Here is a 19,399-nt window from a genome sequence, read left to right as displayed (position 1 = left end):
CGTGGTCCGTGGTTCGGCCCGCCGCGCACGACCTACTGTGTTCGCGTGACGTCCACTCCTCCCGCGATCAGCCTGTCCGGGGTCGGCAAGACCTACCGGATCGGCGCTGCGGGCGACCGCCCGGCGACGGCCGCGGAGGCGGCGCTCAGGCGTCTGCGCAACCCGCGCGCCGCCCGGGCGTGGAACGCGTTCGACGCCCTCGACGACGTCTCGTTCGACGTGGCGCCCGGTGAGGCGCTCGGCATCGTCGGGCGCAACGGTGCGGGGAAGTCGACCCTGCTGAAGATCCTCACCCGCATCACCGCCCCGACGCGGGGGCGCATCGAGATGCGCGGGCGGGTCGGGAGCCTGCTCGAGGTCGGGACGGGCTTCCACCCGGAGCTGACGGGTCGCGAGAACATCTACCTCAACGGCGCCCTGCTGGGGATGACGCGCGAGGAGATCCGGCGCCGGTTCGACGAGATCGTGGCGTTCTCCGGGGTGGAGAAGTTCCTGGAGACGCCGGTCAAGCGGTACTCGTCCGGCATGTACGTCCGGCTCGCGTTCGCGGTCGCCGCCCACCTCGACACGGAGATCCTCGCCATCGACGAGGTGCTCGCGGTGGGGGACGCCGAGTTCCAGCGCAAGTCGCTCGCGAAGATGCGGGACGCGGCCCAGCACGGGCGCACCGTGCTCTACGTCAGCCACCAGGTCCAGACCGTGCAGGCGCTGTGCACCTCGGCCGTCCTCCTCGACCGGGGGCGGCTCCTCCACCACGGCGACGTCGAGTCGACGCTCCACGAGTACCGGGCGAGCTTCGAGAGCTTCGCGCTCGCCCAGACGGACCCCACGAACCGCGGAGGGTCGGGCCAGCTGCGGTTCACCGACGTGACGGTCGAGGACCTCTACACCACGTCGGACGCCGACAAGTCGGTGGAGTTCGAGGTCGGGCCGAACGCGGACGTCCCCGGGCAGTACTACGTGTCGTGCCACGTCAACGACGAGAACGGCACGGTCATCGCCCAGTGCGACTCCCGCCTGGTCGGCATGTGGCTCGACCCGGGCACGACCCAGCGCGGCCGCCTCGTCATCAAGAACCTGTGGCTCAAGCCCGGCCGCTACACGATCGACATGTTCGTCTGCCAGGCGGGCGTGCTCGACGCGTGGGAGGGCGCGGCGCAGATCGAGGTCCTGCCCGACCTCCCCTACCCGGAGCTGGCCGAGGCGGACGGGATCGGGCGAGGCGTGATCCACGCGGACTTCGCCTACGAACGGTACTGAGAGGCGCGGAGCAGGAGAGATGCAGACGACAGTCATCACCCCGCCGGGGCGCCTGAACCTGCCGCGCTGGCGAGAGATGTGGGCCTCGCGCGAGGTGCTCTACCGGTTCGCGCAGCGCGACCTCATCCTGCGGTACCGGCAGACCGCGCTCGGCGTGGCCTGGGTGATCATCCAGCCGCTCGCGGCCGCCGGGATCTTCTCGATCGTCTTCGGCGAGGTCGCGAACCTCTCCAGCGGGGACGTCCCGTACATCGTCTTCAGCCTCGCCGGGATGCTCGCGTGGACGCTGTTCAGCGGCATCGCGACCCGTTCGGCGTCGTCGCTGGTCGGCAACCAGGCGCTCGTCTCCAAGGTCTTCTTCCCGCGGCTCCTCGTGCCGCTGTCCACGGTGTTCTCCGTCGCGGTCGACTTCCTGGTGGGTCTCGCCCTCGCCGTCGTCCTGCTCTTCGTGTTCGGCATCAACCCGGGGTGGGCCGTCCTCACGCTGCCGGTGTGGGCCGTGCTCGCGGCGCTGCTCGGGGCCGGCATCGGCATCGCGGCGTCCGCCCTCATGGTGCGGTACCGCGACGTGGGATACGTCCTGCCCTGGCTCTTCCAGATCCTCCTCTACGCGAGCCCTGTCGCGTACGCGCTGTCCGAGGTCCCCGCACGGCTGCAGCCGCTGTTCGCCGCCAACCCGATCACCTGGGTGCTCGAGACGTTCCGGTGGTCCCTGCTCGGCACCCCCGCGCCCCCCGGGTGGCAGATGATCGCGCTGGCCGTGGTCGCCCCCGTCGTCTTCCTCGGTGGCGTGCTGGTCTTCCAGGCCCTCGAGCGAGAGTTCGCCGATGTCATCTGACGGCGGGCGTGGTCGGTGCGCGTACCTCGTCCTGGGTCACCGCCGACCCGAGCAGGTCACGCGGCTCGCCCGGAGGGTGCTCTCCCTCAGCCCGGACGCCGTGGTCCTCGTGCACTGGGACGCCTCCGCGACGGAGCCGCCGCCCCGTGACCTGCCCCGCGGCGCGCACGTCATCGAGCGTCGCGTCCGGACGCGGTGGGGCGACTGGTCGCTCGTGGAGGCCACGCTCGCCCTGCTCGCGGCCGCCGCCGAGGCCGGGACGGACTGGTCGGTCCTCGTCTCGGGCGAGGACTGGCCGGTCCGTGACCTCGCCGGGTTCGAGGACGAGCTCCGCACCTCGGGCGCCGACGCGGTCCTCCGCTCCCGCCCGGTGCGCCGCGCACGGGCCGAGGACGGGCGGCACCCGCTCGCGTGGGACGAGACGCGACGCTACGGGGCGCGCTGGTTCGTCGTGCCGCGCCCGTCGGCGGCACCCGTCGCCCGGGTCGCCGACGCGGTGACGCGCCGCCTCGAGGAGCGGTTCGGCCACCGCGACGCGTACCCCGCGGCGATGCAGCTCTGGGGTCGTGGGTACGCCGTCGCGCTGCGCCGGGCGCCCTTCCCCGAACCAGGGTGGACCCTGCACAAGGGCGACCAGTGGATGGCGCTCGGGAGCGCGGCGCGCGAGGCGGCGCTGGCCGCGTCGCCGGCTGTGCTGCGGCACTTCTCCCGGACCCTCGTCCCCGACGAGTCGTTCCTCCAGTCCGTCCTGCACAACACCCCCGGGCTCGTCGTGCACGACCGCCGCACCACCTACGCGCCGTGGGAGAGGTTCGACCGCCTGCCGCACCTCGTCCTGCGGCCCGAGGACCTCGACGCCGCCCGTCGCTCGCGCGCCGCGTTCGCCCGCAAGGTCGGCGACGGGCCGCTCGCGGCCATCACCGACGACCTCGACGCGCTCGTGGCGGCCGGGTGAGCGGCGAGCACGTGGACGTCTCCGTCGTCGTCTGCACGCGGGACCGGGCCGAGCGGCTCGGGCGGTCGGTCGCGTCCGTCCGCGAGGCCCTGGACGTCGCGGCCGACGCCGGGCTCACCACCGAGCTCGTCGTCGTCGACAACGGCTCCCGGGACGGCACCGCCTCGCTGGTCGACGACGTCGCCGCGCAGGACTCCCGGGTGCGGCGGGTCGGCGAACCCGTCGCGGGCATCGGACGCGCCCGCGAGACCGGCGCCCGGGCGGCGCGCGGAGCGGTCATCGCCTACACCGACGACGACGTGGTCGTCCCGCCCCACTGGCTCGTGGCGCTCACGGCACCCGTCCGGGCCGGGGAGGCGGACGTCGTCGCGGGCGGCGTGCGGATGGCGGACGACCTCGAGCGACCCTGGATGACCGACCTGCTGCGCGCGTCCTACTTCGCCCACGTGCCCGAGCCGCCGGCGGTCTCCCCGTGCCCCATGGGCGCGAACGTGGCGCTCTCCCGGGCCGTGCTCGACACGCTGTCCTTCGACCCGATGCTGGGGACGGCCCGCTACCCCGGTGCCGAGGACGTCGTCCTCTACGTCCAGGCGCTCGAGGCGGGCTTCCGCGTCCGGGGGGTGGCGGACGCCGTCGTGCGGCACCACTTCTCGCCGGACCGTCTCGACGCCGACCGCCTGGGCCGACAGGCGGAGGGGTACGGCCGGTGCGACGCGTTCCTCTACCACCACTGGCTGCACACGAGGCTGCGGTGGCAGCGCGCGCGGCTTGCGGCGCACGGCGCACGGCTGGCGCTCCGGCGCGCCCTCGCCCGGGACGGGTTCGACGAACGTCTGCTCCAGGCGCGCCGCGAGCTCGCGTTCCACCGGGAGATGCTGCGGCTGCGGCCCGTGCCGCCCCGGTACGACGAGCGCGGGCTGGTGCTGCGCCCGGAGGCCGCCGGATGAGCCCCGAGAGCCGCGTCGCCCTCGTCAACAACTCCCGGGAGACCTTCACCCCGACGGTGAGCGGCGCGATCGCGACGTGCCTGTGGGAGCTGCTGCGCACGCCGGAGGGGACGCGCCGGGTCGACCGGGTCGTCACCCGCGGCACGACGGCTCCCTCCTACCCGACCCCGCTCGTCCGGGTGGTCCGACCGCGCCCCCTCCCGTTCGCCGGGCGGCGCGCGGGGCGCGCGCTGCGACGCGTCTCCGGCTGGGCCCACGCCGACCAGGCGTCGTTCGCGCGGCTCGTCTCGGCGGAGCTGCGTCGCGACCCGCCCGAGGTCGCGGTCTGCAGCAACGACCCCGAGGTCGCGGTGCACCTCGCCCGTGCCCTGCCCGGCGTGCGGGTCGTGCACTGGTTCCACAACCTCGAGGTGGCCGACGACCGCTGGCGGCGCGCGTACGCCTCCGTGCACGGCTCGCGCGTGCGCACCGTGGCAGTGAGCGCCTACCTCGCACGCGCCGTCGAGCAGGTCTACCGCCTCTCCCCGGGCAGTGTCGACGTCGCGCGCAACGGGGTGGACACGGCCCGCTTCGCGCCGCGGGCCGCCGACGACGCCCCCGGTGCGGACGACGTGCCGACGGTCGCCCACCTGGGCCGTGTCGCCGTCGAGAAGGGCCTCGACGTCTTCCTCGACGCGGCCGGGATCCTGCACCGCCGTGGCGTCCGGGTCCGGGTCCTCGTCATCGGCGACACCAACTGGGGCTTCTCCGACGGCGGCCCGTTCGGCGAGGCCGTCGCGGACCGGGTGCGTGCGTTGCGCGCCGCCGGGCTCGAGGTCGAGACGAGCGGCCACGTCCCGCGGGCGGACCTGCCCCCGGTGCTGCGACGTGCCGACGTGCAGGTCCTCGCGTCCCGGTGGGACGAGCCCTGCGCCCTGACGGTCCTCGAAGGGCTCGCCACGGGCCTGCCTCTCGTCGCGTCCGCGACCGGCGGGACGCCGGAGCTCGTCGGCGACGCGGGGGTCCTCGTCCCGCGCGAGTCGCCGTCGGAGCTGGCGGCGGCGCTCGAGCCCCTGCTGGCGGACGCCGGTCGCCGTGCGGCACTCGGCGCGTCGGCCCGGCGCCGTGCCGAGACGTTCACGTGGTCGCGCACGTGGTCGGCGCTCGTCGACGCGAGGCCGTCGGCCCCGGCGGCCCCGGACCCCGACCCGGACCCGGCATGAGCACCCCCACGACGTTCGTGCTGCCGGCGGACGAGCCGTTCGGCCGGGTCGGCTCCGGAGCCGTCGCGACGGTCACCGCCCACCTCGCGCAGGGTCTCGTCGCGCGCGGCCGCGAGGTGGCCGTCGTCTCCTCCCGCGTGCGCGGCGCTCCCCTCGCCGACGTGGCCCTCACCACCACGCCGTGGAGCGCGTCGCCGTCGCCGGTCACCCGCGCGGCGCGCCGGCTCCGGCGGCTGGCGCGGCGAGGCCCGGCCGACCCCTTCGACACCTACCGCGCACAGGTGGTCGCGTCCGCTCCCGCCGGGACCGTCGTGGTCCACAACGACGCCCGGCTCGCGGCGAAGCTCGCGCGTCACGACCGCCGCGTCGTCCTCTGGCTCCACAACCTCGTCGTGGACGACGCCGTCGCCGACGCCGGAGCCACGTGCCGGATGGTCGCCGTAAGCGACTACGTGCGGCGCTGGACCGCGGAACGGCACGGCGTCCCCCTCGACCGGATCGACGTCGTGCCCAACGGCGTCGACGTCGCCGCCTTCCGGCCGCGCGAGGGCGAGCGACGCCCGGGGCCGCTCCGCGTCGTCGTGCACGCCCGGATCGACCCGAACAAGGGGCAGGTCGTCGCGGCCCGCGCCGTCGCCGCGCTCCGGGCACGTGGAGTCCCGGTCGAGCTCACCGTGGCCGGGGCGCTGCGGACGTTCGGCATGGACGCCGACCGCGTCCGCGCGTACCAGGACGAGCTGCGCACCGCCCTGGACCGAGCCGGCGCCACGTACGTCGGCGAGGTGCCGCACGCCGACATGCCCAGGCTCCTGCGCGAGCAGGACGTCGCCCTCGCGCTGACCGCCGTGCCCGAGCCGTTCTCGCTGGCGGCCCTGGAGGCGATGGCGTCGGGGTGCGCCGTCGTCGCCGTCCCGTCCGGCGGGCTGGCCGAGGTCGTCGGTGACTGCGCGAGGCTCGTCGACCTCGGTACCGAACCGGTCGCCGACGCGCTGGCCGGGCTCGAGCGGGACCCGGCGCTCCGTGCCGACCTCGCACGGCGTGCGCGCGAACGTGCCGAGACCTTCTCCTGGTCGGCGTCGGTCGGGGCGCTGGTCGACGTCCTCGACGCGACGCCGAGGCCCGCATGACCGGGGAGCGGCCGCGCGAGGTGCACGTCCTCACGCCCGGCGACCACTTCTCGCCCCGCACGGGGTCGGCGGTGCCGACGGTCGTCCACGGTCTCGCCGGGGCCGCGCGGCGCCGCCCGGCGGTCCTCGTCGCGCACGGCACCTACCCGGACCGGTACGCGTCCGCCGACGTCCTGGAGTACGCCCCGGTCCCGGGCGCAGGCCGCGCGTGGCGGTACGCCGACGCCGCGCTCGGCCGCGTCGGGCTCCCCCGGCCCGGGACGCGACGGCCGCTGCGCGCCGCCCTCGTCGACCAGACCGCGTGGCCGCGGTCGGTCGTCGTCGCGCACAACGCGCCGCAGCTCGTCCCCCTCGTCGACGCGCGGCACGCGGCGGTCCTGTACGCGCACAACGACCTGCTGCGCAGCTACGGCGCCGCGGAGGTCCGCCGCGTGCTCGGCGGTGCGGCCGCGATCGTGTGCGTGAGCTCGTTCCTCGCGGACCGGGTCCGCGACCAGGTGGGTCCCGGGCTCGCGGGACGGGTCGAGGTCGTGCGCAACGGGGTGGACACCGACGTCTTCCACCCCCCGGCCGCTCGACGCGACGACGGGGTGCTGCACGTGCTGTTCGTGGGCCGCGTCGTCCCGGACAAGGGCGTCCACGTGCTCCTCGACGCCCTGGCGCGGCTCGACCGGCCGGACGTCCGGACCACGGTGGTCGGTTCGCAGGGCTTCGACGCGACCGCCGCGCCCTCGGCGTACGAGCGGTCGCTGCGCGAGCGCGCCGCGCCCGTCGCGGACCGGGTGACGTTCCTGCCCTTCCAGGACCGGCCGGCGCTCGCGGCCCTCCTGCAGGACGCCGACGTCGTCGTCGTGCCGTCGGTCTGGGCCGAGCCGAGCGGGCTCACGGTCCTGGAGGGCATGGCGAGCGGCGCCGCGGTGGTCGCGAGCGCGGTCGGCGGCATCCCGGAGCTCGCGGGCGACGCGGCCCTCCTGGTCCGCCCCGACGACGAGCGTGAGCTGGCCGAGGCCCTCGAGCACCTCGCGGACGACCGCGCGGCGCTCGTGCGGGCGCAGGTGGCGGCGAGGACGCACGCGGAGGCGTGCTCCTGGGGTCGGTCCCGCGCAGACCTCGACGCCGTGCTGGACCGGGTCCCGTGAACCGCGACCGGGTGGTGCGCCGCCGCGTGCTCGGGGACGCCGACGTGCCCCGGCCGGTGGGTGCGCGGGACCGGCTGCTGGAGACGGTGGCGGGTGCGTTGCTCCGCCCGGTGCTGCCCGCGTTCCGGGGCGCCCCGGCGACGGACCGCGTCGCCCTGACGTACGACGACGGCCCCCACCCCGAGCACACGCCGCGCGTCCTCGACGTGCTCGCCGCCCACGGCGTCCGCGCGACGTTCTTCGTGCTGGCCGGCCCGGCCCGGCGCAACCCGGCACTTCTCGCCCGGATGGTCGCCGAGGGGCACGAGGTCGCGCTGCACGGGGCGGACCACCGGCGCCTGACGCACCTGCCGACCCGGGCCGCGGTCTCGTCGGTGCTCGACGCGCGCCGAGCCGTGGAGGACGTCGCGCAGGTACCGGTCCGGCTGTTCCGCCCGCCGTACGGCGCGAGCACGCTGCGCGTCAACGCGCTCCTGCGCGCCCGGGGCCTCGACGTGGTCCTGTGGACCGCCGAGGCGCGCGACTGGGTGCACGGCACGGAGGCCGACCTCGCGGCGCACGCCCTGAGCACGCTGCGGCCCGGGGCGTTCCTCCTGCTGCACGACGACCGGGCCGACCCCGAGCTCGCCGACGACCCCGCGGAGCTGCCCCGGTTCGACCGGGCCGACCTCCTGCGCCGGATCCTCGCCGGGACCACCGAGGCGGGCCTGCGCCCCGGCCCGGTGGGCGACCTCCTCGCCGACGGCGCCCTGCGCAGCTACGGCCCCGACCTCGTGCGCTGACGCACCGCGTGCTCACGCGACCGGACGGCCGGCCTGGTCAGGCCGGGGGCGCGCCGTCGTCCTCCGCGTGCGCGCGCCGGACGCGCTCGCGGGCAGCCGCGACGTCGGCGAGCGTGAGGACGGGGACCGGGGTGCCGAAGTCACCGCGCGCACGCCCGCGCCGTTCCGCGAGCGCCGACGCCGCGTCGGCACGCCCCGACGTCGTGAGGAGCCGTGCGGCGCGTCGGACGAGCGTCTTGCGGGCGGACACCGGGAGCGGCGCCTCGCCCCCGCTGCCCTCGTCGACGGCAGGCGCCTCGGGGGCTCCGTCCGGGCCGTCGCCGAGGCCCGCGGCCCGCAGCACCGCGTACCGCTGCTCGAGGACCCGCGACCCCGTCCCCCAGCCGTACATCTGGCGGTAGAGACCGCGCAGCGACGACCGCGCCCGGACGTGCACCACGGCACTCTCGGCGAGGGCCATCTCCAGGCCGGCGAGCTGGGCGCGCCAGCACAGGTCGACGTCCTCGCCCGCGCGCAGCTCCGCGACGAACCCGCCCAGGGCGAGGAAGTCGACGCGGCGCAGCGCGAGGTTGCCCGCCCCCGCGCAGTACAGGCCCGGCATGATCGGGTTGCGCATGAGCCCGTCGACCTGCTGCTGCCAGGACTGACCGCCGCCGAGGCGCTCGCGGTCGAGCGGGCCCGCGACGAGGCGCCCGTCCTGCGCGGCGCTCAGCAGCGCGGCGAGCCACCCGCCGGAGACGACGTCGTCGGCGTCGCAGAACGCGACGACGGGCGCCCGCGCCGCGGCGACACCGACGTTGCGCGCCCCGCCGGGACCGTGCCCGGAGGACGCGTCGACCAGGCGCACGACGGGCCAGCGCCGCGCGGCGCGTGCGACGACGTCGGGGGTGGCGTCGCGCGACCCGTTGTCGGCGACGACGACCTCGCCCCGGACGGCCTCGACCTGCGGGCACAGGGCGAGCAGCTGCTCGCCCAGCGTCGCCGCGGCGTCGCGCGCGGGGATGACGACCGACACCACGGGGGACGTGACGGTCACGGCGTGCTCCTCAGCCGCGCTTGGCCCGGATGGACTCGGTGAGCTCACCGACGTCCTGGATGGACCCCATCTCGGTGTCGGTGAACTGGACGCCGAACCTGCTCTCCAGCGAGAAGAGGACGCTGAGGTGCGCGAGGGAGTCCCAGCCCTCGACGTCGGCGGCGGTGGTCGCCGGCGTCACCTCCAGGTCCGGCCGGGCGAACACCTCGCGCAGCACCTCGACCACGCCCGCCTCCACGTCATCCACGTGCGTCCTCCTCGTCCGGGGGCGGCGCTCCGGCCTCCCCTCCTCCGGCGGAGCCGTCCGGCCCCGTCCACGCGACGTACGGCGACCCGACCCGCTGCTCCGCGACGTCGAGCGCCCACCACTCGGCCGCCGGGTCGCCGCCCGGCGGCGCCTCGACGGGTCGGAACCCGGCCTCGGCGAGAATCGGTCGCGCGGGCGCGTTGCGCTCGGTCGCGACGAACTCGCCGAGGATCCGCCGCCTGCCGTCGACCGCGGCGCGCGCGTGCAGGGCGTCGAGGAGCGCACGCTCGGCGGTGCGGCCGAGGACGCGGCAGGACAGCACGAACGTGTCGACGCGCAGGTCGTGGCCGCTGGGCACGGCGGCGACGACGCCGACGAGCCCGTGGTCGTCGAACCGGTCCGCGACGCGCAGGCCCCATACGAGGCCGCCCGGCCGGGCGGCGAGGTCGAGCAGGTCGGCGGCCTGGTGACGGCGGCCCGTGAGGTTGAGCTGGTTCGTCTTGCCGACGAGCTGCACCACGCGGGCGAGGTTCACGTCGTCGAGGGGCTCGACCCGGGCCGTGGTCCGCAGGCTCGCGAGGAAGTCCTCCCGGGTCGCGGCACGTCCCTCCAGCTCGGCCGCCTCCCGGCGGGCGTGGTACTGCTCGGTGCGGCGCGCGTCGTCGGCCGTCAGCCCCGCCGACTGCAGCCCGGGGTACGACGCGACGGCCGCGACGTACCCGCTGGGCTGGGCGGGCAGCTCGACGACGCCCACCTGCGGGAGGAGCTGGCGCACGATCTCCCGCTCGGCCGGGTTGTCGTCGACGAGGACGAGGGCGTCGAGGCCGACGTCGAGCTGCTTGGCGATGCGCCGCAGGGCCTCGGGCTTGGTGTCCCAGGAGGCCTCGAACGCGACGAGGTCGTCGAGCCGCAGGCGCATCTCGGGGTGCTGCTCGAACGGGGCCCGCGCGTCGGCCGGGTTGTTCTTCGAGCAGACGGCGAGCAGCAGCCCGCGCGTGCGCAGCGACGCCGCGTACGCCTGGAACGCGGCGAACGCCTCGCCCGCGGGACCGTCCCCGAGGACCAGGCCGCCCACGCCGTCCTCGCCGACGACCCCGCCCCACAGCGTGTTGTCGAGGTCGAGCACGACGACCTTGCGCCCGAGCCCGAGGGCGCCGGCCAGGACGTCGGCCACCCGGCGGGCGAGGAACGGCAGCGCACCCGGACCGACGGCCTGCTTGCCCGCGAACCAGTACCGCGGCTCCTCCCACACGGCCGCGCCCACCTGGGCGGCGACCGCCTCCGCGTCGACGAGGACCGCGCCCGCGTCTCCCGCGAGCGCGAGCTCGTCGTTGACGCGCCGCAGGAGCCGACGGCGCGCACCGGGGGTCCGCAGCGCGACGTCGCCCAGCGCGTCGTGCGCGGGCGGCACGAACGACGTCTGGAGCACGAGGGCGCGGCTGCGCTCGCGCAGCAGGTCCCAGTGCGCCCGCCACCGCTGCACCTCGCGCCGCACGTCGTCGTCCGGCGCCCCGGAGACCTCGGCCAGCCGCGCCTCGCGCTGGTCGACGGCGAGCAGCACGACGTCCGGCCGGGACGCGTAGGTGCCCGAGGTCGGGTCCGCGATCTCCTGCTCGTACGCGTGGTAGGGCGCCTCGTGGACGTCGAGCGCGACGCCGTGCGCGAGCGCCGCGACACGCAGCGCCGACGCCATCGGGCCGCTCGTGTGGGACGCGAGCAGCGCGAGGCGCACGGTGCGCCGCGCCCAGGGAGCGGTCCCGTCGTCCGAGCGGGGCAGGCGCGCCGCGAGACGGTCGGCCGCGGCCCACGCGCTCGTGCTGCCCGGGTCGGCCGCGACGCGGGCGAGGACCGCGGCGCACCCCGCGGCGTCGCCCGCGTCGGCGAGCCGGCGGGCCTCGGCGAGCAGCTCGGCGCTCACGACGACGCCCTCGGGCGGATGACCCGCGGGGGCTGCGCGATCACCGTCGCCCCCGCGGGCACGTGCGTCATGACGACCGCGTTGGGGCCGATCTTCGCGTCGTCGCCGATCCGCACGGCGCCGACGACGACGCACCCCGCACCGAGCGACACGCGCGCCCCGACGACGGGGGCCTGGCGCAGGAACGCCTCGGTCTCGTCGCTGCCCGCGCCCAGGGTGACGCCCTGGCGCACGACGCAGTCGTCCCCGAGGGTCGCGTGCGGGTGGATCACGATGCCGTGCTGGTGGGCGATGCGGACCCGGCGTCCCAGCCGGACGGTCGGGGGCAGCTGGATGCCGAAGAGGTTGCGGACCACGATCGACGCGAGCTCTGCGGCAGGCCGCAGGACGGCCCGCAGCGGTCGCGGGCACCCGGGCGACGCCGCGTAGGCACCGACGCGCTGCGTCGCGACTGCGTAGAACCCCGGCGTCCACAGACCCTCGCTGTTGATGCGGTGGTCCTCACGGACGAGCCGCAGCAGCTCGGCGAACGACGCCGGCGCCTGCGGCGCGCGGTCCCCCGACCCGGTTCCGACGGGCGCGCGCTCCACCTCGACCACGGTGCTCCTTCCCCGGACCGCTGGGCGGTCGTCCGGCCTCCCTGGCCTACGGGCGAAGGTAGTCCGTGGACCAGGCCCGGGGCGAGGGACCGTGGACGTGCGAGCGGCGATCGGCGCACATTTCACCCGGGGCTCCGGCTGCGTGCGCGCGGCCGTGCACGATTCACCCGCGGCGGGCCTTCAGGCGGCAGTCCGGCCCTCGATACGATCCACGAAGACCGCGGCACTGGGGGTGGACGGCATGACCAGCACGCGACCCGCGACGGTCGTGCCGGGAACCGTGCCGCTCACGGGGCAGGGACGCGCCCGGTGGATGGACGTCCTGCGGGGCTCGGCCATCCTCCTCGTCGTGCTGAGCCACGCCACGGCGGTGGTCGGGTCCGTGGTCGGCGCCCCGCGCTGGATGGACACCGTCGACGTGTTCTTCGCGCCGTACCGCATGCCGGCGCTCATGGTGCTGTCCGGGATGCTGCTGCCGCGCGCGTTCGGCAAGCCGCTCCCGGCCTACTACCTCGGCAAGGCCCGCACCCTGCTGTGGCCGTACGTCGTGTGGGTCGTGGTGCTCGCGGCGGTCGGGGGCGCCCCCGGGCCGCTCCTCGAGCCGCGCACGTGGTACGCGACGAGCTACCTGTGGTTCGTCTTCTACCTCCTCGTGTACTTCTCCGTGGCGCCGGTGCTGCGGCGCGCACCACGGTGGCTCCTCGTCGTCGTCGCGGTCGCGCTCGTCGTGGTCTCGACCCCGATGGACGCCGCCGCCGACGGCCGGACCAAGGCCCTGCTCTACCTCGGGGCCTTCTTCGTCGCCGGCTACGCGCTCGCCCGCTCCCCCGGCGTCGTCGCGGCGGTGACGGCCGGTCGCGGACGCTGGGTCGCGATCGGCCTCGCCCCGCTGCCGGGCGTCCTCGCGGTGTCGACGGGCACGTTCACGCACGAGGGGCTGTTCGCCCTCGCGTCCGCCGTGGGCGTCCTGGGTGCCGTCGCGCTGACGACGGCGGTCGTCGGTCCGCGCACGCACGGCGTGGAGACCCTGGGGCGGCACAGCGTCGTCACGTACGTGACGCATTACCCCCTGTTCGTCGTGGTGGCCGCCGCGCTGGGAGCGGCCGGCGTCGGCGTGCTCCCCGCCGGTGCCGCCGTCCTGACCGTGCTCGGCGCGTTCGCGCTCGCCGTGGCCGTCGGCTACGCGCTCGTCCGGCTGCGCCGGTACGCCGTCGTCGGCTGGTTGTTCGAGTGGCCCGCCCGGGCCGTCCCGCGCCGCTGGGCGCCCGCCCCGTCCCCGTCGCCCGAACCCGGCGACGTCCGTCCCGGAGAGAGCGTGAGATGAGCACCGACCCGGCAGACATCCCCGTCGTCATCCTCTGCGGAGGCATGGGCACGCGGTTGCGCGAGGCGAGCGAACGCCTCCCGAAGCCGCTCGTGGACATCGGCGGCCGACCGATCCTGTGGCACGTCATGAAGACGTACTCCCACTACGGCTTCCGCAAGTTCGTCCTCCTGCTCGGCTACAAGTCCGAGCTCATCAAGCAGTACTTCCTCAACTACCGCACCCTCACGGCCGACTTCACCCTGGACCTCTCCACGGGCGAGCCCGCCGTGTTCCACACGGACGAGGTGGAGGACTGGTGCGTGACGTTCGCGGAGACGGGCCTCACGACCGCGACCGCGGCGCGCATCTTCCGCGCGGCCCGCTACCTCGACGCCCCCCGCTTCGCGGTGACGTACGGCGACGGGATCGGGGACGTGCGGCTCGACGCCCTCCTCGCCCAGCACGAGCGCGCGGGCACCGTCGGCACCGTCACCGGGGTGCACCCGAGCAGCCGCTACGGCGAGATGCACGTGACCGGCGAGGCCGTGACGGAGTTCAACGAGAAGCCGACGCTCGCGACGGGCTGGGTCAACGGCGGGTTCTTCCTCTTCGAGCGCGCGTTCCTCGACGACTACCTCGTGGACGACCCGGACGAGATGCTCGAGCACCGGCCCCTGCAGAAGCTGGCCCGCGACGGCGAGCTCGGGGTGTTCGAGCACACCGGGTTCTGGATGGGCATGGACACGTTCCGCGACTGGACCGAGCTGAACCGCCGGTGGGACACCGGCGACGCCCCGTGGAAGGTGTGGGCCTGACGTGCGACTGACACCCACGGCGATCGAGGGCGTGACGGTCGTCGACCTCGACCTGCTCTCCGACGACCGCGGCTTCTTCGCGCGCGCGTTCGACGCCGCCGAGTTCGCCGCGGCGGGCCTGACCTCGCAGGTCGCGCAGGCCAGCATGTCGTACAACCGGTCCGCGGGCACCGTGCGCGGGCTGCACCGGCTCGCGCCCCCGCACGCCGAGGGCAAGCTCGTGCGGTGCGTCGCAGGCGCCGTCGCGGACGTCGCGGTCGACGTGCGCCCCGGCTCGCCGACGTTCGGCGAGCACGTCATGGTCGAGCTGTCCGCGACGAACCGGCGCGCGCTGTTCGTGCCCCCGCACGTCGCGCACGGCTACCAGGCGCTCACCGACGACGTCGAGATGATCTACCTGTGCTCGGTCCCGTACGCGCCCGAGGGCGAGGACGGCTACCGGCACGACGACCCGGCGTTCGGCATCGAGTGGCCCCTGCCGGTACGCCTCGTCTCGCCGAAGGACGCCGCCTGGCCGCTGCTCGCCGACCGAGAGGGACCCACCCCGTGACCATCACCACCGACCTCCTCGTCGCCGGCCGGGAGCGCGAGGGACGGCCCGTGCGCGTCGGCGTGCTCGGGCCCGGGTTCATGGGCAAGGCCCTGATCCTGCAGATCATGGGCACCGCACCCGGGATGGTCGTCACCGCCGTGCACTGCCGCGACGTCGACAAGGCGCGCGCGGCGCTCGAGTGGGCGGGGGTGCACGACGTCGACGTCGTCGGCTCCGCGGCCGAGGTGGACCGCACCGCCCGCGCCGGACGCGTGGCGCTCACGCAGGACGTCGAGGCCGTCACCGCGGCGGACGAGGTGGACGTCGTCGTCGACGTCACGGGCGCCGTCGAGTTCGGTGCCGTCGCGGCGCTGAGCGCGTTCGCGCACGGCAAGCACCTCGTCCTCATGAACGCCGAGCTCGACGCGACGGTCGGGTGGGAGCTCGCGTGCCGCGCGGCCGAGGCGGGCGTGGTCTACACGGGGTGCGACGGCGACCAGCCGGGCGTCCAGATGAACCTGTACCGGTTCGTCCGGCGCATCGGGCTGACCCCGCTCGTGTGCGGGAACGTCAAGGGGTTGCAGGACCGGTTCCGCAACCCGACGACGCAGCAGGGCTTCGCACAGCGCTGGGGCCAGGACCCGCGCATGGTGTCGAGCTTCGCCGACGGCACCAAGGTCAACGTGGAGCAGGCGCTCGTGGCGAACGCGACCGGGATGTCGGTGCACCGCCGCGGGCTGCTGGGCCGCGACCACGACGGGCACATCGACGAGCTCACGACGATGTACGACGTGGACGAGCTGCGCGCCCTCGGCGGGGCGGTGGACTACGTCGTCGGCGCTCGCCCGGGCCCCGGCGTGTACGTGCTCGGTGCGATGGACGACCCGCGCCAGCAGCACTACCTCGAGCTGTACAAGCTCGGCACGGGGCCGCTCTACTCGTTCTACACGCCGTACCACCTGTGCCACTTCGAGGTGCCGGACACGATCGCGCGTGCGGTGCTGCTGGGCGAGACGACGCTGCACCCCGCGGGGCCGCCGACGGTCGACGTCGTCACGGTCGCGAAGACGGACCTCGCGCCGGGGACGGTGCTCGACGACCTCGGCGGCTACCACTACTTCGGCGAGTGCGAGCGGGCGGACGTCACGGCCCGCGACGGGCTCCTGCCGGTGGGCCTCGCGCACGGGTGCACCGTCGTGCGGCCCGTCGCACGGGACCAGGTGGTCACGTACGCGGACGTCACCGTGCCGCCCGGACGGGTCGCCGACGCGCTGCGCGCCGCCCAGGCCGACCGTCACGCCCTGCCCACGCCCGTCTGATCCCCGCCCGCCCCGGACGACGCGGTCAGGGACCGGCGACATCAGCGACCGGCGACGTCAGCGGCCGGTGACCGCGCGGCGCACGTCGCCCGCCACGCCGCGCCAGCGCGGGAGCACCCAGCTCGTCGTGACCGCGGCGAGCGAGCGGCCCGTCTCCGCGGGCGGCAGGTGCGACGAGGTCACGGCGGACCACAGCTGGCCCGCGAGGCGCGCGTGCGGGAAGTCGAAACGGACGTCCTTGCCTGGGGCGTGGAACTGCACCTGCCGTGCGCCCTGGGCGGAGTACTGCGTGGCGTGCCGACGCTGGAGGAAGAGCTGTTCGGGCACCAGCGCGAACCGCCCCCGGCACGCCATCTCGGTGAGCAGGACCACGTCGTTGCCGATGGTGGGGCGCAGCCCGCGGGTCGTGCGCAGCACGTCGGCCCGGTACAGGCCGAACACGAGGTGCGCGGCCTGCGCGCGCAGGAACTCCGTGATCCGCTCGTGCGGGGTCGGCCGGTCGCCGTGCAGCCCGTCGTCGTGGAGGTCCTCGGTGACGCGCCCCTCCCCGTCGATGATCTGCGTCCGGGGGTAGGCGAGGACCACGCCCTCGCCGCCGTCGTGCAGGGCGTCGACGCAGGTCTCGAGGAACCGCGGCCGCAGGACGTCGTCCGCGGCCGCGAGCTTGACCGTCGCGCCCCGCGCGCGGCGCATCGCGTCGTTGAAGTTCCACAGGCCGCCGCGGTTCACGTCGTGCCGCACGTACCGGACGCGCGGGTCCTCGGCGGCGTGCGCGCGGCAGATCTCCTGCGTGCCGTCCGTCGAGGCGTTGTCGTTCAGCACCACCTCCAGGTCGGCGAACGTCTGCTCCCGGACCGAGCGGAGGGTCTCGTCGAGGTAGCGCTCGCCGTTGTACACGGGGAGGCAGACGCTGACGCGCGGCGCGGCGCTCATGCGGGGACGGGGTCGAGCACCTCGAGCCGGGGCAGCGCGACGACCAGCCTCCCGCCCCACTGCGCGACGTAGGCGAGCTGGTCGACGATCTCGTCGCGCAGGTTCCACGGCACGACGAGCACGTAGTCCGGCCGGGCCTCGCGCAGCGCCTCCTCGGCGAGCACCGGGATGCGGGTCCCCGGCAGTAACGTGCCCTGCTTGACGGGGTTGCGGTCGACGCAGAACGCGAGCAGGTCGGGCCGCACCCCGCAGTAGTTGAGCAGCGTGTTGCCCTTCGCCGCGGCGCCGTAGGCCGCCACGGTGGCGCCCTCGGCGGAGCGGTCGAGGAGGAACCGGACGAGGTCGTCCCGCACTTGCCGGACCCGTTCGGCGAACCCGGCGTACCCGGCGAGCTCGTGCAGGCCCGCGGCCCGTTCCGCGTCGAGGACGCGGGCGACCGCCGCGGACGGCGGACCGGCGGCCTCCGTGGGTCGTGCCCACGTGCGGAACGACCCGCCGTGCGTCCCCAGCTCCTCGACGTCGACGACCTCCAGCCCGGCGACGGCGAGCGCACGCTGCATGGTCAGGAGCGTGTAGTACTGGAAGTGCTCGTGGTAGATCGTGTCGAACTCGTTGCCCGCGATGAGCCGGGGCAGGTGCGGGATCTCGATCGAGACCCAGCCGTCGTCCGCGACGAGCGCGCGCAGTCCGGCGACGAAGTCGCGCAGGTCCGGGACGTGACCGATGACGTTGTTCGCCACGACGAGGTCGGCCCCGCCGTGGCGCCCCGCGAGCGCCGCGCCCGTCGCCGCGCCGAGGAACTCGACCTCCGTGGGCACGCCGCGGTCCACCGCGGCCTGGGCGACGTTCGCCGCGGGCTCGACGCCGAGGCAGCGGATGCCGCGGTCCACGACGTGCTGCAGGAGGTACCCGTCGTTGCTCGCGATCTCGACGACGAACGAGGACGCGTCCAGCCCGAGGCGTTCCACGGCGTCGTCCACGAAGGTCGCGGCGTGCCGCACCCACGAGTCCGAGTAGGAGGAGAAGTACGCGTAGTCCGTGAAGATGTCCTCCGCCGGGACGTACGTGGGCAGCTGGACGAGCAGGCAGCGGTCGCACACGCGCACGTGCAGCGGGTAGAAGGTCTCGGGCTCGTCGACCCGGTCGGCGGGCACGAAGCTCTGCACGGGCGGGCTCATCCCGAGGTCGACGAAGGTCGTCGTGAGCTCGGCGTCGCAGAGCCGGCAGCGGCGCACGGTCATGCGGTCACCGCCGGTGCGTCGTCGAGCCGCAGCGTCGCGACGTCGAGGCGACCGGAGGCGGCGAGCTCCTCGATGCGCCGCAGCCGCACGAACCGCGGTCCCTCGAAGTCGGCGGCCGTGAGGTCGCGCTCGCCGGCGTGCGTCCAGATCTCACGGATCCCGTCCGGGACGGTCCACGCGGGGTCGGCGGCGGGGAGCGTCCCACGGATCTTGGTGAAGTCGACCCGGTAGTCGCGCGTGTCCGGGCCTGCCCCGGCCGCGAACGACACGGGAGCGCCGGTGATCTCGCTGACCTGCTCGGCGATCGTGCGGATCTGCACGACGTCCTCGTCGCGGCCCACGTTGAACGCCTCGTCGTGCACGACGTCGCGCGGCGCCTCGAGCGCCGCGAGGAACGCGCGCGCGATGTCCTCGACGTGCACGAGCGGCCGCCACGGCGTGCCGTCGGACTGGAGCCGCACCTCGCCGCGCGTGAACGCGGTGCCCGTGAGGTTGTTGACGACGATGTCCGCCCGCAGCCGCGGGGAGGACCCGTACGCGGTGGCGTTGCGCAGGTAGGTCGGCGAGAACGTGTCGTCCGCGAGCGCCGAGATGCCCTGCTCGGCCATGACCTTGCTCTCCCCGTAGGGGGTGACGGGCCGGAACGCGCCGTCCTCGGCGACGGGGGCGTCGCCGCCCGCGCCGTAGAGCGAGCACGAGGACGAGAAGAGGAACCGCGGGACGCCGGCGTCCTTCGCGGCGCGGGCCATGTGCACCGCGCCGTGGGCGTTCACGGCGTAGGTCGCCTCGGGGTTGAGGTGGCCGAGGGGGTCGTTGGAGATCGCCGCGAGGTGCACGACGGCGTCGAACCCCTCGAGGTCCTGAGGGCGCACGTCGCGGATGTCCCCGGTGCGCTGCTCGTACCCCGTGACGGGCGGCCCGAAGTCGCACCCGTCGTACCACCCCACGTCGAGGCCGACCACCTCGTGCCCCGCCGCCTGCAGGAACGGTACGAGCACCGCTCCCACGTAGCCCCGGTCCCCGTCCACGAGCACGCGCACGCCTGTCCCCTCCGCTGGTCCGCTACGACGGGTCCGAACTTACTCACCCTCGGCCCTGCGGGAAGGGGCTGAGCGGGTGGAATTCGCGCGATCTCCCCCGACCGGCACGATCCGTGCCGTCTCGACCGGGTGATATCCGTGCGGACATACCCACCGGGCCGGT

At 75.2% G+C, this 19,399-nt stretch carries 19 protein-coding genes; 12 read left to right on the top strand and 7 right to left on the bottom strand.

The genetic code is table 11. From position 1 onward, the window contains the following. The first annotated feature begins 45 nt into the window (after positions 1-45). The 8 genes from LGQ04_RS10880 to LGQ04_RS10845 are packed head-to-tail and all read left to right on the top strand — an operon-like array spanning position 46 to position 8,250. Complete coding sequence (locus LGQ04_RS10880) at positions 46-1,260, top strand: ABC transporter ATP-binding protein (RefSeq protein ID WP_229243724.1); 1,215 nt, start codon at positions 46-48, stop codon at positions 1,258-1,260. Between the two features lie 19 nt (positions 1,261-1,279). Beyond that, positions 1,280-2,098: an ABC transporter permease gene (locus LGQ04_RS10875; protein WP_229243723.1), complete on the top strand. Its 819-nt coding sequence runs from the start codon at positions 1,280-1,282 to the stop codon at positions 2,096-2,098. Then, entirely contained in the window at positions 2,088-3,053 is a 966-nt protein-coding gene (locus LGQ04_RS10870) for a beta-1,6-N-acetylglucosaminyltransferase (protein ID WP_229243722.1), read from the top strand. The genes LGQ04_RS10875 and LGQ04_RS10870 overlap by 11 nt, the downstream gene beginning before the upstream one ends. After that, positions 3,050-4,000, top strand: coding sequence for a glycosyltransferase family 2 protein (locus LGQ04_RS10865; protein ID WP_229243721.1), 951 nt, complete (start codon positions 3,050-3,052; stop codon positions 3,998-4,000). The genes LGQ04_RS10870 and LGQ04_RS10865 overlap by 4 nt, the downstream gene beginning before the upstream one ends. Next, the gene (locus LGQ04_RS10860; protein WP_229243720.1) at positions 3,997-5,202 is read left to right on the top strand and encodes a glycosyltransferase family 4 protein; all 1,206 of its coding nucleotides are present in this window, start codon (positions 3,997-3,999) and stop codon (positions 5,200-5,202) included. Before LGQ04_RS10865 ends, LGQ04_RS10860 begins: the two co-directional genes overlap by 4 nt. After that, the gene (locus LGQ04_RS10855) at positions 5,199-6,329 is read left to right on the top strand and encodes a glycosyltransferase family 4 protein (protein ID WP_229243719.1); all 1,131 of its coding nucleotides are present in this window, start codon (positions 5,199-5,201) and stop codon (positions 6,327-6,329) included. The genes LGQ04_RS10860 and LGQ04_RS10855 overlap by 4 nt, the downstream gene beginning before the upstream one ends. Further along, complete coding sequence (locus LGQ04_RS10850) at positions 6,326-7,468, top strand: glycosyltransferase family 4 protein (protein WP_229243718.1); 1,143 nt, start codon at positions 6,326-6,328, stop codon at positions 7,466-7,468. The genes LGQ04_RS10855 and LGQ04_RS10850 overlap by 4 nt, the downstream gene beginning before the upstream one ends. Beyond that, complete coding sequence (locus tag LGQ04_RS10845) at positions 7,465-8,250, top strand: polysaccharide deacetylase family protein (RefSeq protein ID WP_229243717.1); 786 nt, start codon at positions 7,465-7,467, stop codon at positions 8,248-8,250. Before LGQ04_RS10850 ends, LGQ04_RS10845 begins: the two co-directional genes overlap by 4 nt. A 37-nt stretch (positions 8,251-8,287) precedes the next feature. On the opposite strand, the gene LGQ04_RS10840 is transcribed toward LGQ04_RS10845, so the two are convergent. From LGQ04_RS10840 to LGQ04_RS17760, 4 genes are read right to left on the bottom strand one after another with little or no spacing between them, the layout of a single operon-like run. After that, the gene (locus LGQ04_RS10840; RefSeq protein ID WP_229243716.1) at positions 8,288-9,286 is read right to left on the bottom strand and encodes a glycosyltransferase family 2 protein; all 999 of its coding nucleotides are present in this window, start codon (positions 9,284-9,286) and stop codon (positions 8,288-8,290) included. A 10-nt stretch (positions 9,287-9,296) separates the two neighbouring features. Further along, a complete protein-coding gene (locus tag LGQ04_RS10835) occupies positions 9,297-9,533 on the bottom strand; it encodes an acyl carrier protein (protein ID WP_229243715.1) in 237 nt (78 codons plus the stop codon). Further along, positions 9,526-11,451 (bottom strand): HAD-IIIC family phosphatase, encoded by a 1,926-nt coding sequence (locus tag LGQ04_RS10830; RefSeq protein ID WP_229243714.1) that lies wholly within the window; start codon positions 11,449-11,451, stop codon positions 9,526-9,528. The genes LGQ04_RS10835 and LGQ04_RS10830 overlap by 8 nt, the downstream gene beginning before the upstream one ends. After that, a complete protein-coding gene (locus LGQ04_RS17760) occupies positions 11,448-12,050 on the bottom strand; it encodes a serine O-acetyltransferase (RefSeq protein WP_229243713.1) in 603 nt (200 codons plus the stop codon). Before LGQ04_RS17760 ends, LGQ04_RS10830 begins: the two co-directional genes overlap by 4 nt. A 241-nt stretch (positions 12,051-12,291) precedes the next feature. On the opposite strand from LGQ04_RS17760, the gene LGQ04_RS10820 reads away from it, so the two are divergent. The 4 genes from LGQ04_RS10820 to LGQ04_RS10805 are packed head-to-tail and all read left to right on the top strand — an operon-like array spanning position 12,292 to position 16,022. Then, complete coding sequence (locus LGQ04_RS10820; RefSeq protein WP_229243712.1) at positions 12,292-13,374, top strand: acyltransferase family protein; 1,083 nt, start codon at positions 12,292-12,294, stop codon at positions 13,372-13,374. Next, positions 13,371-14,171, top strand: a complete 801-nt coding sequence (locus LGQ04_RS10815) for a glucose-1-phosphate cytidylyltransferase (RefSeq protein WP_229243711.1) — start codon at positions 13,371-13,373, stop codon at positions 14,169-14,171. The genes LGQ04_RS10820 and LGQ04_RS10815 overlap by 4 nt, the downstream gene beginning before the upstream one ends. Position 14,172: 1 nt before the next feature. Then, positions 14,173-14,721: a dTDP-4-dehydrorhamnose 3,5-epimerase gene (rfbC, locus tag LGQ04_RS10810; protein WP_229243710.1), complete on the top strand. Its 549-nt coding sequence runs from the start codon at positions 14,173-14,175 to the stop codon at positions 14,719-14,721. Then, a complete protein-coding gene (locus LGQ04_RS10805) occupies positions 14,718-16,022 on the top strand; it encodes an NAD(P)H-dependent oxidoreductase (RefSeq protein WP_229243709.1) in 1,305 nt (434 codons plus the stop codon). The genes rfbC and LGQ04_RS10805 overlap by 4 nt, the downstream gene beginning before the upstream one ends. A 57-nt stretch (positions 16,023-16,079) precedes the next feature. On the opposite strand, the gene LGQ04_RS10800 is transcribed toward LGQ04_RS10805, so the two are convergent. From LGQ04_RS10800 to LGQ04_RS10790, 3 genes are read right to left on the bottom strand one after another with little or no spacing between them, the layout of a single operon-like run. Next, positions 16,080-16,955, bottom strand: a complete 876-nt coding sequence (locus LGQ04_RS10800; RefSeq protein WP_229243708.1) for a glycosyltransferase family 2 protein — start codon at positions 16,953-16,955, stop codon at positions 16,080-16,082. Then, entirely contained in the window at positions 16,952-18,196 is a 1,245-nt protein-coding gene (locus tag LGQ04_RS10795; protein ID WP_229243707.1) for a class I SAM-dependent methyltransferase, read from the bottom strand. Before LGQ04_RS10795 ends, LGQ04_RS10800 begins: the two co-directional genes overlap by 4 nt. After that, positions 18,193-19,236 (bottom strand): NAD-dependent epimerase/dehydratase family protein, encoded by a 1,044-nt coding sequence (locus LGQ04_RS10790; protein ID WP_229243706.1) that lies wholly within the window; start codon positions 19,234-19,236, stop codon positions 18,193-18,195. Before LGQ04_RS10790 ends, LGQ04_RS10795 begins: the two co-directional genes overlap by 4 nt. Positions 19,237-19,399: the final 163 nt, after the last annotated feature.

The organism is Cellulosimicrobium marinum (assembly GCF_020551945.1).
In the GTDB taxonomy this organism is placed as follows: Bacteria; Actinomycetota; Actinomycetes; order Actinomycetales; family Cellulomonadaceae; genus Cellulosimicrobium; species Cellulosimicrobium marinum.
Note: the sequence above shows the minus strand (reverse complement) of the source record. Positions and strands in the feature narration are given on the sequence as shown.